Annotated in this window: 16 protein-coding genes and 1 pseudogene; 9 read left to right on the top strand and 8 right to left on the bottom strand. The window is 34.4% G+C overall.

Annotated elements, in window-relative coordinates; all coding sequences use genetic code 11:
• Nucleotides 1-81 precede the first annotated feature (81 nt).
• The gene (locus J4T77_RS01455) at nt 82-1,014 is read left to right on the top strand and encodes an OTU domain-containing protein (RefSeq protein WP_233641078.1); all 933 of its coding nucleotides are present in this window, start codon (nt 82-84) and stop codon (nt 1,012-1,014) included.
• A gap of 75 nt (nt 1,015-1,089) precedes the next feature.
• A complete protein-coding gene (locus J4T77_RS01450; protein WP_190321249.1) occupies nt 1,090-2,265 on the top strand; it encodes a CCA tRNA nucleotidyltransferase in 1,176 nt (391 codons plus the stop codon).
• Here the strand turns inward: J4T77_RS01450 and J4T77_RS01445 are convergent.
• From J4T77_RS01445 to J4T77_RS01435, 3 genes are all read right to left on the bottom strand, one after another.
• The gene (locus tag J4T77_RS01445) at nt 2,249-3,496 is read right to left on the bottom strand and encodes a hypothetical protein (protein ID WP_190321250.1); all 1,248 of its coding nucleotides are present in this window, start codon (nt 3,494-3,496) and stop codon (nt 2,249-2,251) included. The genes J4T77_RS01450 and J4T77_RS01445 overlap by 17 nt on opposite strands.
• Before the next feature lie 159 nt (nt 3,497-3,655).
• Nucleotides 3,656-4,024 carry a hypothetical protein gene (locus J4T77_RS01440; RefSeq protein WP_010962601.1) on the bottom strand — a complete coding sequence of 123 codons (369 nt, stop codon included), beginning with the start codon at nt 4,022-4,024 and terminating at the stop codon, nt 3,656-3,658.
• Between the two features lie 135 nt (nt 4,025-4,159).
• On the bottom strand, nt 4,160-4,693 hold the full coding sequence (locus J4T77_RS01435; RefSeq protein ID WP_190321251.1) for an HK97 family phage prohead protease: 534 nt from the start codon (nt 4,691-4,693) through the stop codon (nt 4,160-4,162).
• Between the two features lie 567 nt (nt 4,694-5,260).
• Between J4T77_RS01435 and J4T77_RS07475 the strand changes: the two are divergent.
• From J4T77_RS07475 to tatC, 3 genes and pseudogenes are all read left to right on the top strand, one after another.
• Nucleotides 5,261-5,341, top strand: a pseudogene (locus J4T77_RS07475) (WPE palindromic element domain-containing protein); the annotation flags it as partial.
• 603 nt (nt 5,342-5,944) lie between these two features.
• A complete protein-coding gene (locus tag J4T77_RS01425; RefSeq protein ID WP_010962604.1) occupies nt 5,945-7,042 on the top strand; it encodes a type I glyceraldehyde-3-phosphate dehydrogenase in 1,098 nt (365 codons plus the stop codon).
• Nucleotides 7,039-7,800 (top strand): twin-arginine translocase subunit TatC, encoded by a 762-nt coding sequence (tatC, locus tag J4T77_RS01420; RefSeq protein WP_190321253.1) that lies wholly within the window; start codon nt 7,039-7,041, stop codon nt 7,798-7,800. Before J4T77_RS01425 ends, tatC begins: the two co-directional genes overlap by 4 nt.
• 53 nt (nt 7,801-7,853) lie before the next feature.
• On the opposite strand, the gene J4T77_RS01415 is transcribed toward tatC, so the two are convergent.
• A complete protein-coding gene (locus J4T77_RS01415) occupies nt 7,854-8,309 on the bottom strand; it encodes an arginine repressor (protein WP_010081874.1) in 456 nt (151 codons plus the stop codon).
• A gap of 125 nt (nt 8,310-8,434) precedes the next feature.
• On the opposite strand from J4T77_RS01415, the gene J4T77_RS01410 reads away from it, so the two are divergent.
• The 3 genes from J4T77_RS01410 to J4T77_RS01400 are packed head-to-tail and all read left to right on the top strand — an operon-like array spanning nt 8,435 to nt 10,441.
• A complete protein-coding gene (locus J4T77_RS01410; protein ID WP_190321254.1) occupies nt 8,435-9,169 on the top strand; it encodes an ABC transporter substrate-binding protein in 735 nt (244 codons plus the stop codon).
• Nucleotides 9,169-9,816 carry an amino acid ABC transporter permease gene (locus J4T77_RS01405; RefSeq protein ID WP_022626279.1) on the top strand — a complete coding sequence of 216 codons (648 nt, stop codon included), beginning with the start codon at nt 9,169-9,171 and terminating at the stop codon, nt 9,814-9,816. Before J4T77_RS01410 ends, J4T77_RS01405 begins: the two co-directional genes overlap by 1 nt.
• A complete protein-coding gene (locus tag J4T77_RS01400; RefSeq protein ID WP_010962606.1) occupies nt 9,800-10,441 on the top strand; it encodes an amino acid ABC transporter ATP-binding protein in 642 nt (213 codons plus the stop codon). The genes J4T77_RS01405 and J4T77_RS01400 overlap by 17 nt, the downstream gene beginning before the upstream one ends.
• 390 nt (nt 10,442-10,831) lie before the next feature.
• On the opposite strand, the gene J4T77_RS01395 is transcribed toward J4T77_RS01400, so the two are convergent.
• Nucleotides 10,832-12,031: a phage major capsid protein gene (locus J4T77_RS01395; RefSeq protein WP_065094900.1), complete on the bottom strand. Its 1,200-nt coding sequence runs from the start codon at nt 12,029-12,031 to the stop codon at nt 10,832-10,834.
• Nucleotides 12,032-12,079: 48 nt separating this feature from the next.
• Here J4T77_RS01395 and J4T77_RS01390 point away from each other — a divergent pair, with 48 nt between their 5' ends.
• The gene (locus tag J4T77_RS01390; protein WP_010962608.1) at nt 12,080-12,373 is read left to right on the top strand and encodes a hypothetical protein; all 294 of its coding nucleotides are present in this window, start codon (nt 12,080-12,082) and stop codon (nt 12,371-12,373) included.
• Nucleotides 12,374-12,565: 192 nt separating this feature from the next.
• On the opposite strand, the gene J4T77_RS01385 is transcribed toward J4T77_RS01390, so the two are convergent.
• The 3 genes from J4T77_RS01385 to J4T77_RS01375 form a co-directional block, all read right to left on the bottom strand.
• Entirely contained in the window at nt 12,566-13,273 is a 708-nt protein-coding gene (locus J4T77_RS01385; protein ID WP_223823095.1) for a hypothetical protein, read from the bottom strand.
• Nucleotides 13,274-13,414: 141 nt separating this feature from the next.
• Entirely contained in the window at nt 13,415-14,089 is a 675-nt protein-coding gene (gene pyrF / locus J4T77_RS01380; RefSeq protein ID WP_010082622.1) for an orotidine-5'-phosphate decarboxylase, read from the bottom strand.
• Nucleotides 14,090-14,119: 30 nt separating this feature from the next.
• On the bottom strand, nt 14,120-15,442 hold the full coding sequence (locus J4T77_RS01375) for a coiled-coil domain-containing protein (protein WP_010962610.1): 1,323 nt from the start codon (nt 15,440-15,442) through the stop codon (nt 14,120-14,122).
• Nucleotides 15,443-15,542: the final 100 nt, after the last annotated feature.

Here is a 15,542-nt window from a genome sequence, read left to right as displayed (position 1 = left end):
AAAATTTCTGCTATACTTAATTAGTCGCTTATTGACAATTTTGTTGGTATAGTAATATATAGCTTAAATTAAGGTAAAACTATGACTACAGCTAAGAAACGGAAACTACCAAGTGACTTTCATGATGTTGAGGTTGGAATAAAAAGGCCCAGGATCTCAGGGCAAGAAATAACTCTTTTAAATAGTAACCCTTACCCTGACAATTTCTATGTAGGACAAGCAATTGGTAATGGAAGCTGTTTTTTTGACTCGTTCAGGCAAAGTCTAGAACAACAGACAGGAGAGCAAGTTACTGCCGAAAAATTAAGAAATGATTGTAGGGAATTTGCGCAAAAGAATCCACCAAAGTGGTTTACAAATGCAATTGTCAATAGTCATGATAACAATGGCCAGCACCGTAGTGAAACTGTAGATGATTATACAGCAGACATTATGCGTAACAGTAGGTGGGGTGATCCTGACGTTGAAGGCAGAATACTTTGTGAAAAGTATAAGGTAAAGCTACATGTTATAGAGAACCAGACTGTTGATAACCAAGATCTGTCTTTGCATGAATTAATAGACAATTCAGGTTCAAAAAGTGCAGGTGAATACAATAAAGTTGATTATGATGATAGTAGTACTGTGCATATAATAAACAAAGGCGGATTGCATTTCGAACCATTGCTTGATAGAAATAAAAGTTCAGCAAAACAACTGCAAGAGGAAACCAAACTTAAACAAGAGCAAGAACAAGAAGATTTCCTATTAGCAAAAAAACTGCAGCTAGACGAGATCTTAGAATATTGTAACCTTTCAAAGGATATCTCTGAGAGAGCAGAGATTGAAAAGGGATTTGATAAGTTATTGGCAGAAAATGCTGATGGAAAAATTGGTGATGTTGTAGGGCAGTGCGTTAGTGATATAAAGCAGCGCATAGAGCAGCAAAACCCTTCAAGTTTACTAAGATGTGGTACGGAATCGATGGCAGAACCATTTCATCAACAACGAGCACCACAACTTGTAAAATCTTAATAGCCCTGTATATTTTTATATAGGGCTTTTGCAAGCATTTCATATAATATGAACTTGCAGTACGTACTAACCTAAATGCAAGTTGACCATGAGACTAGTTTAATTATTGATGCCATAGAGGAATTTGGTGGTGAGGCTAGGCTTGTCGGCGGGTGTGTGAGAGACTCAATTTTGCAGCGTGATGTCCACGACATCGATTTAGCTACTAATTTGCTTCCCAATCAAACGATTAAAGCGCTAAAACTCCGTAATATAAAAACTATTCCAACTGGCTTAAAACATGGAACTATCACTGCGGTTCTAAATCAGAGGTCTTTTGAAATTACGACACTAAGGCATGATGTGAAATGTGATGGTAGGCATGCAAAAGTAGAATTTACCAATAATTGGCAAGCGGATGCTTCAAGGCGCGACTTTACATTTAATGCTCTGTATGCAGATAAGCATGGCCATATATATGACTACTTTGGTGGTATAGAGGACTTAAAAGCGCGAAGGTTAAACTTTATAGGCAACGCTGAAGATAGAATTAAAGAAGACTATCTACGTATTCTAAGAGCTTTTCGTTTTCATGCAAAAATATGTGTCGGAGATTTGAGTGATGAAATACTAAGCGTATGCAAAAAGCATTCGCATATGATCCAAAACCTCTCTGGAGAGAGAATAAGAGATGAAATACTTAAATTGCTGGAGTGCAATGATCCTTTTCCAACACTTAAGAGCATGCAAGAATCTGATGTTTTGCAAAAGATTATCCCAAAAGAAGTAAAATGCGAAATTCTGTCTTCGCCACTTCTTTTGGGCACTGATGCACTAGTAAAATTAGCGTTACTCCTTAGGGCTACTAAAAAAAATGACAGGTTAAGTCTTGGAGAATATGTAAACAAATTTTTACGTCTTTCGAACAAGCAAAAGAAAAAGCTGCTATTTTTACTATCCAACGATATCAAAACAGAACTCTCAGAAAAAGAGCAAAAAAAATACATATCTTTATTTGGTAGAGAATTATATTGTGATTTAGTGAAAATTTGCGGTGTTGAGTCTGGAGAAAATGTTGATGAATACATTTCATTTGCTAACACATTCAATATTCCAAAATTTCCTTTATCTGGCGATGATTTAATAAGTATAGGTCACCAGCCAGGAAAAAGTTTAGGTAGAAACTTGGAATTGCTAAAACAACATTGGGAAGATAGCTCCTACACTTTAACAAAAGAGGAGCTGGTGCTTTATGCTAAGGACCTATTCTAACTGCTTTCTGACTGTTCAATGAATGTATGCTTGCAATATTAGGGGAACTCATAGAGGAATTAGGTATATGTTCTTTTTTAGCTTTTTCTGTTAATTGATATTCGTTTACTCCTCCTTGAGTTTGATTACACATTTCCTGATCTGGAGATAAAAATTTATCTCTTATGCTTAATGCCAGTTGTAACTCTTGAATCTTATTTGAAAAACATTTCATTTTAGCCTCTGTTAATTTTCCTGTAACAATTTCTTTAAGCAATTCTCCTGAGTCGTTATTATTATTATTCTTGCTATTAAAGCTGTGCAAGATAGAGTCTACAATCTTATTTACCCCTTCTTGTTTGTTAAATTCTAATTTTTTTACGCATTTTCTAACAGAAGGTGACCACTTGGCTTTTAACGTGTCATCTCGTAGTTCTTTACCCATATTTTTTCCAATGTTACAATGTTCGTTGACAACTTCTTTAACCTTAGCTTCTATGATCTCCCTTGCGGATTGTTTCAAATTACTTTCTAATAATTCAAGCAGCTTACTGCTTTCAAATTTGCCATCATCTTGATTTGATAGAGACTTTATAGTTTCATTAAGCACGTTATGGCAAAAGTGTTTCTCTTTAAATTCAGGAAAACCTTTTTTTAACTCCTCGTTTTTCCCAGATAAAAAGTTATTGAGACCCTTATCCCTAGAAAGCTTATTGGGCAAGTTTCGTAATTTTGAAAGAGTTGATTTTGCAGTAGATACTGTACTCACTGCACCTGCCTTTTTAGCCAATTGACCTTCTTTTGCTTCCTGTAGTTTCTTAGTGTCAGCTTTCAATTGACCTTCTAAATCAATCTCCAATTGTTGTTTAGATTCTTGAACACTTTGTAATTGCTTCCCCAAGTTCTCCATTTCACCCAATTGAGCAGTCAATGTATTCACACTTAATCGTAGAGCTTTGTTTTCATGACCTAAGTCACTGACTTTATTTTCTAATTCAGTATTTTTGTCTTTAGCCTGACACAATTTATCAGTCTGTGATTTAAGTAAAGCCACTAATTTGCTAGCTTGCCATTGTTGATTCAATTCAATTAATTTATCCTCCTTGTCCTTTAACCTACTCTTAAGTTCTATTATTTGTGCTTGCAGACTTTCATTATCTTTCCTAGTAGCTTCAATTTCTTCTCCTTGCTCTCTTATTATCATGTATTGATCAAATATAGTTTTCTGTTGTTCATCAACTTTATCCTGCATTGCTTTTTTATCTTGTTTGTATTTGGTTAGTTCCTCTTCTCGTTCGCCTGCATCTTCTGTAAGTCCCTTATAACTCTTTTCAAGTCCTTCAATTGCAGATCGTAATTCTCTATTTTCTTCTTTTAAGGAAGCATTTTGTAAACGTTCAAGTTCTAATTCCTAATTTATGCCCTCCAGCTGTTCTTCTAATGCTTCATCATCTTCCTCTGTTATCAATGCTACTCCATCAGTCTGAACCCCTCCATCTTTGTTTATCACTACACTTTGGCTCTCTTTCTCTACAACTTCAGGTTTTAAGTCAACTTGAACACTTCCATCTATTGTCTTAAAAGCATCAGTTTGAACTTCATTGTTTGCAGTAGTTTTATCGTAGTACAAAATATTTTCTGCCCATCTATTCCATCTCTTGGGCAATATTCGTCCAATCGTTTTTAGATATAACCAAGCAAATACAGTAGACCAGCTGTATTTTTTTTCCTTTCGCTTAATATTAATTTCATAATTAACCTTATTATTAATATTTAGCATAAAATTACCTTATTTTTTAACTTTAATTTACAGAAAATTTTAATAGTAATAAAGTTATATATATTAGTATAAATGTTAAACAAATACTAACGCAGGTGTCAAATTATGGTAAAGTCTTTGCCCGCCTAATACACTTTAAGCAGAAATGTACATGTCTGCAAGTACAGCATTTGCTTTTTCTATCGCTCTTGCTAACACTCCCTGTTCATTGTTCTGATTTTTCACATTGATTACCTGAGTAGCCAAGTTTGCAGGAAAAGTGACCAAACTGACTTCCCATAATTCCACTTGTTTTAACACTCTAGCTCCACTTTTATGATCAACATCATACTCTATAGGTATATAGCCGATGGAAAGTCCGTTAATTGCCCCAGTTTTGAGCATCAAATACACTTCTTCTGCTTTCTGAATACCCAAAAGTAAATGTGCGGTTATATACAGGCCAACATCATTTTCATAAATATCTATGATACTACCTATAGGTTCGTCAGGATTATGCTGCCAAAGGAGTTTTATTTTATTTCTGTTTAAATTTTCCTTAAATGCTCCGGGCAATATCAGATCATTTTGTTTATCAACTATGTTAAAAACGCTCGCATAACCAGAAAATACACCGTTTTCTCCTATACTTTTTATTGACAATGGTGAATAGAAAAATTTCTTATTCATAAAGCCTCCTGTAGTATTGGGAATTTTGTTTCGCAATGCACTGCATATAATTCTATTATATGCAGTGCTCTAAAAGGGGGAAGCACTTTCTTAGTTACTAAAAACGCTAAATTGTAATATGGTACAATGTTACAACGATGTCATGAAAGTAGCTGAAACTGGTTCCTTTATGACGGCAGTACCTTCTCCTGTCATCCGAGTAGCCTCCTTTTTTTGTCATCCCAGTGCTTGACACTGGGATGGCTTTGTTGCATCGCTACTTATGAAAGGCTAACTATAGTTAGGATTATAAGCAACCTATTGAAAATCTTGTTTTTTTGCAATCAATCTGATCAAATTTAAGAATAGTAATTTGTTATTTATATTAATAAATTTAATTCTATTGAAAATAGCTAAAGCATTGAAATTCTTGAATTTTAGCCGGATTGGTAAATGGTAGTGAAATTTCTTTTACTCAAATTTAGGTATTCATTGACCGTTCTTGTTATAAATACCAGAATAATAAGCTACTGATATTCCCTATCTTTTTTATCTTTAATCCATCATAGCTAGCGATGCAACAAAGCCCACTGGGATCCAGAAGACTTAATTTCAACCAAGTGGCTGCATAATAAAGGCTGGATTCCAGTGTCAAGCACTGGAATGACATCACAGGGGCATTGACCTCTCTTGGGCTCTTTTAGCTATAAACATTAAGAAATTTACCAAATGAAAAAAAAGGCAAAAGAAGCCCTGGGGTTATTATCCGCTTTAAAATATTGGCGTTTTTTATGTTTTAAACGCTTGACAAGCAAGATTAAGCTGCTTTTAATTGCAACTAACTTACGCTGCAAATGTTTAAGAAGTTTACTAAGCAGAAAAAGACAAAAGAATCCCCGAGTTAGCTAGTCTTTTACTATCTCTGTCGAGTATTGGCATTTTTTGATGTCTTGTAACGCTTTATAAGCGCGTTCAGCTTATTTAGATAAAAATCTAGATGTAGATGAAGTTTTGTAAAGACATACAGTATCTATATACTGCAAAAAATTGAACATAAGACGCCGATACATTAAGTAATCCTTACCTTTTAATCTGCAGATTGGCGAAAGCAAATACAATAGCTTCAGTTTCATGATAGGGGAGCTGGCGGAGTTTGTCAAGCAAGTTTTTAGCCCTGTCTCCTTGCTATAATGTTCATATCGATAGAAAAGCAAAAGAATAAAATGAAATATCAAGTGATATCCTCTATAATTAAATTTTTTGAATGAAGAGATGACGATTCGTGTAGGAATTAATGGTCTGGGTAGAATAGGCAGAGGCGTATTGCGTGCTATTTTCGAAATAGAAGAATATAGCAAACAAATAGAAGTTGTAGCTGTCAATGGATCGCTCAGTGCAAAGCAGCATGCACATTTGATTAAATATGATTCTGTTCATGGCAAATTCAGTGGTGATATTGATTTTAATGAGTCTCAAAATTGGATTTCTATAAATGGCAAAAAGTTTTCTTTATATAGAGAACGGAATCCTGAAAATATTCCTTGGAATGTTGATGTAATACTTGAATGTACTGGTGCATTCAATAAACGTGAAGAAGCAATAAGGCACAATGCAGAGAAAGTAATTGTCTCTGCTCCAGTTCCGGATGCTGATGTCACTATAGTTTATGGTGTGAATGACGATATGCTCGAAAAAGAGCATAAAGTGATATCAGCAGGTTCTTGCACTACAAATTGCCTTGCTCCGATTGTGAAAGTCCTACACTCCAGTTTAGGTATAAAAAGCGGTTTTATGACTACTATACATGCCTACACGAATGATCAAAATGTTCTTGATGGTAATCATAAAGATTTGCGTAGAGCAAGGGCTTGCGGATTATCTATGGTGCCAACTACAACCGGGGCAGCAAAAACAATTGGTTCTATAATTCCTGAATTAAAGGGCAAGCTAGATGGCACTGCCGTCAGAGTTCCGGTTAGCAATGTTTCTATGGTTGATTTTACATTTACGACTGATAAGAAAGCGACCGTTAAAGAAATCAATGAAATGTTTAAGGATGCAGCTCTCTCCTCTACGTCATTCCAGCGCGTGACGCTGGAATCTAATTTCTGGATCCCAGTGTCAGCTACTCGGATGACATCAGAGGGTACTAGGATGACAGAGGGTTATCCAATGTCAAATGTACTTTCTATATGCGAGGAACCTTTAGTCTCAATAGATTTTGTGCATAACCCTTATAGTGCAATTGTGGATTTAACTGGTACATATGTTACAGGTGATATATGCAGGGTTGCAGCGTGGTATGACAATGAGTGGGCTTTTTCGCTGAGAATGTTAGACATAGCATTATTGAGCTATAGTAAAGTATGAACTGGAACTCAAGCAAATACGCCTCATTTTATGAGCACTTTGCGGAACTCAGAAAAAGAGTTATCTTTTGCTTTCTATTTTTTTGCGTTGCTTTTGGTTTTTGTTATTACTTTAAGGAAAATATATACCGTTTTTTACTCGCACCTTTAATAGAAGCAACAAAAGGTAGCGAAGGTTTTTCTTTAATTTACACAGACTTAACAGAGGCATTTTTTGTGTATCTCCAAGTTGCAATAATGAGCGCACTTTTGTTTTCTTTTCCTGTGTTTGCATGGCAATTTTATATGTTCTTAGCACCTGGGTTATATAAAAGTGAAAGGGCAGTGTTGTTGCCATACTTGATTGCAACACCGGTTTTATTTGTAACGGGAGCTACTGTAGTCTATTACTATATATTTCCTTTAGCCTGGAAGTTTTTCATCACTTTTGAACATAGTGGGAAATCTTTCGGTATACCAATAGAGTTTATGCCATCAGTTAGCGAATATTTAGACCTCGTTCTCCAATTTATGTTTGCTTTTGGCACTGCATTTCAAATTCCAGTAATACTCACATTAATGATGAGAGTAGGGTTACTCACTACACAAAGTTTGTCAAATAAACGCAGAATCGCGATAGTGGTAATTTTTATTATCGCTGCAATCTTAACTCCACCTGATGTATTAAGCCAAGTAGGGCTTGCAATACCTATGCTGATTCTATATGAATTGTCCATTCTGATATGTAGGTATATTGAAAAAAAGAAGACAAAGATTTAAACAAAGAAATCCCTCTTATCTCCTTTATATCACATTTTTAACTTACAACATTCTTATTCAGGACTTAAATATGGAAATGTTTCATAAATTGATTGTAATACTTTGTTAAGTTCAGCCTTACTTTTGATGATCAATAATACTGTATCATCACCTGCTATAGTTCCTATAATTCCTATGTTTTTGCTATTATTTAATGAATAAATAACATACTTCTGATCTAGAAAGTAAGCTAGGCTGCTAGCTTGTCCTGGTTGAGTGTGTAGTACTATTAAACCAAAATCCGAAATTTGCATATTAAGTATTAATGGTAATCGATATTGGTTGATGTCAATTACTTTATACATACCAGCAACTTTGGCAATTTTAAGTTTTTTTAATTTTCTTGATAAAGTAGCCTGAGGAATGTTGTGCCCTCTTTCTTTAAGCAAGGTCTGTAAATCGCTCTGCTCTAAAATTTCGTGATTTTGAATAATATTTAAAATATGTTCACCTAGTGTGTTGTCATGCATTATGCATTTTCCTCATATTGAATATGTAATAAGTATATTTGAAATTATATTCATTATTTCTTGACTATTCAATTTTTAATGTCTATATTCATAAGATGAATAAAATATGAATATAAATTAGTAATATGAAAAAATATATTTTAAATGCTACTATAGTGATAAGTATTCTATTAACAGGATGCAAGGAAAATAAACACGATAATATCATTAGATTTGCAATTTCTGCAGATTATCCACCTTTTGAATATTATGAAAATGGTAAATTTACTGGCTTTGACATTGAGCTTGCTCAATTAGTAGCAAAAGAGTTAGGTAAAGAAGCGATATTTAAAGATATGCAGTTTAGTGCTATATTTGCAGCATTGCAAAGTAATTCTGTAGATGCTGCTATATCTACTATTGGTAGCACAGAAGAGCGTGAAAAAAATTTTGATTTTTCAAATAGTTATTATACAGGGGAATTTGGTATTCTATATCACAAAAATAAACCCATAGCCGGTATAAACAACTTAACTCACAAGAAGATAGCCGTTCAACTAGGAACTGTCATGGAAATTTGGCTAAAAGAGCATGTTCCTACAACAGCTCAAATTATTGCTATAGACAATAATAATCAAGCTGTAGAAACATTAAAGTCTGGTCATGTTGATGGCGTCCTAATTGATGAATTCCAAGGTAAAGTATTTAGCAAAAAAAATCCTGGTCTATCATGGTCAGCCACTGCCAAGTTAGATGGTGGTTATGTTATTGCTGTGAATAAAGGATCTGCTTTAAAGGATAAAATAAACGAGGCATTAAAAAGTTTAGAAAGTAAAGGTGTAATACAAAAAATAGCAGAAAAATGGCTAGGAGATAACTGATGCAGGAATTAATTTCTAATTTCTTGTTTGTTGGAACAGGCCTTGCCTTTACTTTAAAATTATTGATTGGAGGACTGCTTTTAGGTGTGAGTCTAGGGGGATTATTGTCAGTACTCAGATATAATAAGATCTGTATTCCATTAATTAATGGAATTATATCTGTAATACGTGGCACCCCCCTTATATTACAGTTAAGTGTTGTTTATTTTATGACCCCAACCATTGCAGGAATTAAATTAAACATATTTAGTGCTGGCATTATAGCATTTGGTCTAAATAGCTGTGCTTATATTGCTGAGATTTTACGAGCTGGTATTGAAACTATATCAAAAAACCAGTTTGAAGCAGCTAAAACTTTACAAATACCTAGTTTCTATATGTGGAGAGATATTATATTACCACAAGTTATTAAAAATATTCTTCCTGCAATGATAAATGAGATCATTGCACTCCTTAAAGAAACGGCATTAATCTCTACTATTGGTGGTGTTGATATTATGCGCTCTGCGCAAATGCTTGCAGCAGAACAATTTACTTATTTTATACCACTTTGTCTTGCTGGGGCTTATTATTACGCTCTTGTATTACTAATTGAATATATAGGCAAAAAGATTGAACAGAAAGGTATATATGATAAAAATGCATAATGTTTGTAAATTATTTAATAATGTTCCAGTACTTAATAATATTAACCTGATTATAGAGCAATCTATAGTTGGTCTTGCTGGTCCTTCTGGTAGTGGTAAATCAACATTGTTACGTTGTATACAAAAACTCGAAGTTTTAGATTCTGGTAGCATTGAATGCAATGATAGTACTGGTTTTGTATTTCAGGATTTTCAACTTTTCTCACATATGACTGTCTGGGAAAATCTTACATATGCTCCCAAACTTAAAAACAAAACTCAGGATCAAAGTGATTCACTACTTGAGTCTTTGGGTATTGCCTCTAAAAAAAATGATTACCCTAGTAATCTATCCGGTGGGCAAAAACAGCGGGTTGCGCTTGCCAGAAGCTTAATGATGAATCCAAGGATTCTATTATGCGATGAGCCAACGTCTGGTTTAGATGTAGCAACAATAGTCGACGTTGTGGAACTACTACAATCAGTTAGAGATATGGGTATTACTATGATTATCGCTTCTCACAATTTGGATTTTTTAACAAAAATATCAGATCGGATTATTCTGTTAAAAAACGGAAAAATAATTGTAGATATCAATCCTAAAGAAATTGATGAACCAACAAATTATTTAAAAAATAATTATTAAAAGAGAATCACTCATATCATACTGAGAGCTATAACAGATCTTAGCATCGAAAATTACATAATATACATTATGGAAAACAAAATTACATAATGTAAGAAGCAATGCTAAAAATAAAATCACATAATATAGCAAACTATAGCTAACCCAAGAAAGGTTTTCCTACGTCATACCGCCGCGATATCTCAGCATAGATTTCGCTAACAAGTAGCGGAATGACGAATTTTTGTTTTTCAAACTGTCGGTAAATCTAAGTCAGTTTAGCTATATGTGTCAAGCACTGGGATGACACCCTCCTGATGGGCCAAAATCACAATGTTCGTACAGTTATGGAATGAATCGCGGTATGACGTGTTGCTTTGATCAGCTATAAAGATGATGCTGCGGAAGTTTTTAGTACTTGCTCGCAACTTTCAACAATTTAATAGCACTGGTGTTTACAACCTCTCCGCCGACACGCTTAGTGACAAAAAACCTCACATAAGGTTTATTCGTATAAGGGTCTCTTAATATTCTCATTCCTCTGTTATCTACAATCTTATAAGCTTGTTTGAAATCTGCCATCGCAATTACTGGTAGCTGATTGTTTGGCGCTGGTGGCATATCGGCAGATTGATATACTGGTATTCCCATTAAAGTATCTGGAGCTTCAAGCGACAGACTTGGCTGCCAGAGATACTGACCTGTTTGAGATTTTAGCAGCCTGATATCCTTCAACGTACTCCTGTTCATCAAAAATGACGCATTTTTGGAATAATATTCGTCCAGAGAGTAATACAACATCATTATTGAATCACTATCTAATTTTTCAGTTTTAACTTGCTCTATTTTATTATAACTGTTTCCATTTTCATAAGCTAAAATTCCTTTTGGTTGAAAAGTGCCCTCACCCTTAATGAAGGCTTCGCTTTCTTCCTTACTAAAAGTCTCGGCAATCTTTTCCACCAGCCAACTCTCAACATCGACAAACGCATCATCGAGTAACTTTTGTGATATTTGTGGTTGAGCATATAACTCGTAAGTTGTGACGGAAATCTTTTGGATTTTGGGCGTGTCCGTATCTTTTGCAAAATCATACTTAGACTTATTGCCACCGTCCTCATCATCTACTGTTTCACTGCTCCAACCTGCACCGGCGCGGTCAAAATCTTCTATAATGTAATCCAATGTTTCAGTAGAGATTCTTTGACTGGAGCATATTTGTCGCATTGGGGACGAATCAGTTACGCGCTTGTTTATGCGTTTTACAATATGCGGAGTAACTAGATACCCCCCGATATCACTGTCATCTCCACTGAGGGTTTTGTGTGATAAACCGCTTTCCATTCCCTTGCGGATATAATCAGAAAAATATTTATCGCTTGTGCTAAAATCTGTATTTACTTCTGGGCGTTGAGCTGCAGTTTCGATCAAGTCTAAACGCTCTTTGCAACTATCAATGGCATTATTTACCTTGCATAGCTGCTCAATTGTTGCAGAATCAGCACGCCCTTTGCTTTCAATTTCTTTTAGTTTGCGATCATTTATTAATTTAAATTGCTCCCATGATGAAGCGAGTTCATTGATACGGTGAGCGATATCGGTAAGTGACATAATAGCCTCCTTTGAAAATGAAATAAAAATGGAAATAAGGTAATAGGAATGGCATCCATAGATGTTTCCCACAGTTGTACGAATATTGCAATATGGTACATAGTAAACGATGTCATTCCAGTGCTTGACACTGGGATCCAGCTTCTATGCAACTTAATTAAAAACGTTTGTTTTAGCGTAAGACAACTACCTTTAGCTCATCAGCTCAGTTATAAGCAAAATTTCTGGATTCCAGTGTCAAGCACTGGAATGACATCATCTGTTGTGCAATTTACCTTTAAAAATGAATATCCGTACAGTTATGTGCTTGGCACTGAAATGGCATCATTTTTTATCTGTTGAAAATGTAAACCGAAAAATAGCGTGGCACTTTGTGCCACGCTTAGTACTGTAAGCTTAATCCAGTAATTAAATTAAGCGAGGTAAAATAAAAGATAATGACACTATATAATGTTCGTTCTTTTATGTCAAGCACTTTTTTGAATTTTTTTGGTGATAATTTTTATCCAGTTATTTTATTATTGTAGTATAATTTCAATGCCAGATACTATCATTATGATCACTATCTAAATTTAAATCGTAATTATCATCAAATTTATATATCCCCTCCATCTCTTCTCTATGCAATTCATGTGAATCACCTAAAGCTTTTTGATTAGAAACGTCAACACAATACTGTAACAGTGCTCTTAATGCTCCAGCACTATCTTGATCTAAATTAAAATTGCTAAAATCAAATTTCTGCATATTCTCCACATGTCCTTCTCTACATAACCTACATATCTTAGCAAAAGCCCTTTCACTTTCTCGACTCCAAGCATTAAGAAAGTAAGGATCTACTACTTTGCTAAATTGTTTCTCTATCTCTTCAAGAGAGCTCTCTGGATTAAGTTCTAATATTACTTTGAAAATCCCACTGCCATGGAATCCATAAAATTTACTAGATAAGCTATCTTTTACAAAATTAACTGCATCATCTATTGTAACACCAGAGCGAGATTCAAATATCATCTCAAATGCTCCATAACAACTATCAATACCAAAATTAATTATTTTTTCCATAAAATCAATTACCTCTTCTAAGGAAATTTGTGGCTTATTCCTCAAGATAACTTCTAAACTCTTGACAAAATTATGCCCATGCTGACCCATAGCATGGGTTTTCCCATTTATTGTATAATGATATAGCTTCTTATTTTCTATTATATGCTTATTGCACTGGTAGATATGTAGCTTATTCAATTTGCCAGAATATTCCTCTATTTCCCCTTATCTGGTAATTTTGAGCGGAATTCCTTGATTACTTCGCGTATTATTCTATTGATATTACTCATGCTTATTCCTAATTAATATGTTAGTATTTTTATAAATTAAGTTATTATATTAAAATTCTTTCATGGATTTCAATATTAGCTCCGCACTACTTGTAGTTTTTGTAATGGGTCTGCCAATGACGATATAATCAGCTCCTGAATTTATTGCTTCTTTTGGTGTTGCTGTTCTTTTTTGGTCGTCATGACCTGGATCTATACGAATTCCTGGAGTAATAATTTTAAAGTCTTCACCGCATTCTCGGCGCACTTCCTGAGCTTCCAATGCAGAACAGACTATTCCATAGAGTCCAATCTTTTTTGCAAGCTTTGCAAGCAAAATTACCTGTGATTTTACTTCTCTTGCTACTCCAAGCTCGTTTAAATCCTCATTGCTCATACTAGTTAGCACTGTCACTCCAATCAGCTTTATTTTTGTGCCTTGCACTACACTTAGCGCTTCTTCAAGCATTTTTGTCCCACCGCTGATGTGCAGAGTTAACATTTCAACGTTCAGAACTTTTATTACTTCAACTGTTTTAGCTACAGTGTTTGGAATGTCATGCAATTTCAGATCTAAAAAAATTGGTACATTGCATTTTGCAACTTCTTGCACTCCAGAAAGACCTTGAGCAGCAAAAAATTCTAATCCCAGCTTTACCATGCCAACTTTACCACGCAGAGCATTAGCTAGAGAAATAGCCTTATTTAAGTCTTGTGTATCCAGTGCGCATATTATTGGGTTCATTATCTTGCATGATTTATCTTATAATAAGACTCATTGTTGTGTTTTGCAAATACTTTCACTCTGATTGAACTGACTGCGTTCATAAGATTCTGTCAATAGTGAATTTGGCAACTTGGTCGGGGTGGATGAGCGACTGACAAATAATGATTCATATCCAAGATCTTCCAGCGAAGAAGAAGGCGTTTCGTCTGGCAAAAGCCGTGCAATTTCTCCTTGTAACGCAGACTTTAATATTTGAATCGTATCTAATATTGCTTTTCCATCATTATTTCTTATTGGTTCTTCTATATTGTCTGTTACGCATCTTATCAACAGTTGCGCAAAATTCACTTGTTTTTCTTTCTCTTTCAAAAAATCTTCTATTTGACTGTCTCGTTCTAAAAGTGAATTTCTTAAACTTTTTACTTCATTATTACAATCTTTTCTTATCCCATCTAACTCAAAAGATTGATTTTTAATTAAACCATTTGCTTCATCTAACTCTTCAAATTTCTCTTTTAATTCTTTAGATAAATTTTTCTTTTCTTTGTTGACCTCTTTAATTTTACATTGTAGCTTATCTAAGTTTGCATGCAGCCTTTCTTGTTCTTCACGTAATTCCTCTACTTCTTTAGAAAGTTTATTTTTTTCCTTATTCAATGCCTCTACTTTTTCACTAAGTTCATGTTTTTTCTCACGTAGTGCCTTTTGTACTTCACGTAACGTTTCTATTCTATCATTTAACCCCTTATTCTCTAGCTCTAAATGTTTATTATCATCCACTTCCATCTTCAGCTTTGCAATAAATCTACTTCTTTCTTCCAACTGTTTCTTTAAACATGAGATTTCAAGTTTTAATTTCTCTTCCTGCTCATTAAGCTTACCTATTTCCTTTCTTGTTTTGTCCAATTCATTGTCTATTTCAAACGTACGATTCTTTGCTGTTTCTAATTTTTTCTCTAAAGATTTTTTTTCTTCAAGAAGAGATTCTCTCTCAACTTCTGACTCATTTACTTTCTGATCCAATCTTTTTGCTCTCTTGTCTAAATTTTGCTTTTCTCGAGTTAATTCATGTTTTAATTTTTCCACTTCTTTGTTTGCAGCTTTTTCAGCTTCCTTTCCTAGAGTTATTTTATTTTCTAACTCTTGCTCTTTCTGAGCGAATTTATTTCTCTCAACCTCTATTTTTTTATTATTACTAATTATTTTATACGAAAGTGCAAGCACCAAAACAGATAATGTAGCTAAAGCAAGAATTAGAGGAAGAGGCACATTAGAAGTTACAATAAGCGCTAAAGATGTAAGTAACGTAAGAGTAGCTAAGGAACTAGCTATAAAATAAAATGTGTTAGCCTCACTAAGCAAATTGCTCATTACTCCCCTCCTCCCCCCACGTTCAGCAGTCTTGTATATATTTATTAAAATTCTCTTATCTGTGGAGGAATTATAGTGCTGCACCTACAACAAACTTCCC

Source organism: Wolbachia endosymbiont of Drosophila innubila (assembly GCF_021378375.1).
Classification (GTDB): Bacteria; Pseudomonadota; Alphaproteobacteria; order Rickettsiales; family Anaplasmataceae; genus Wolbachia; species Wolbachia pipientis.
The sequence above is the reverse complement of the archived record's forward strand: the minus strand, read 5'-3'. Positions and strand labels throughout refer to the sequence as shown.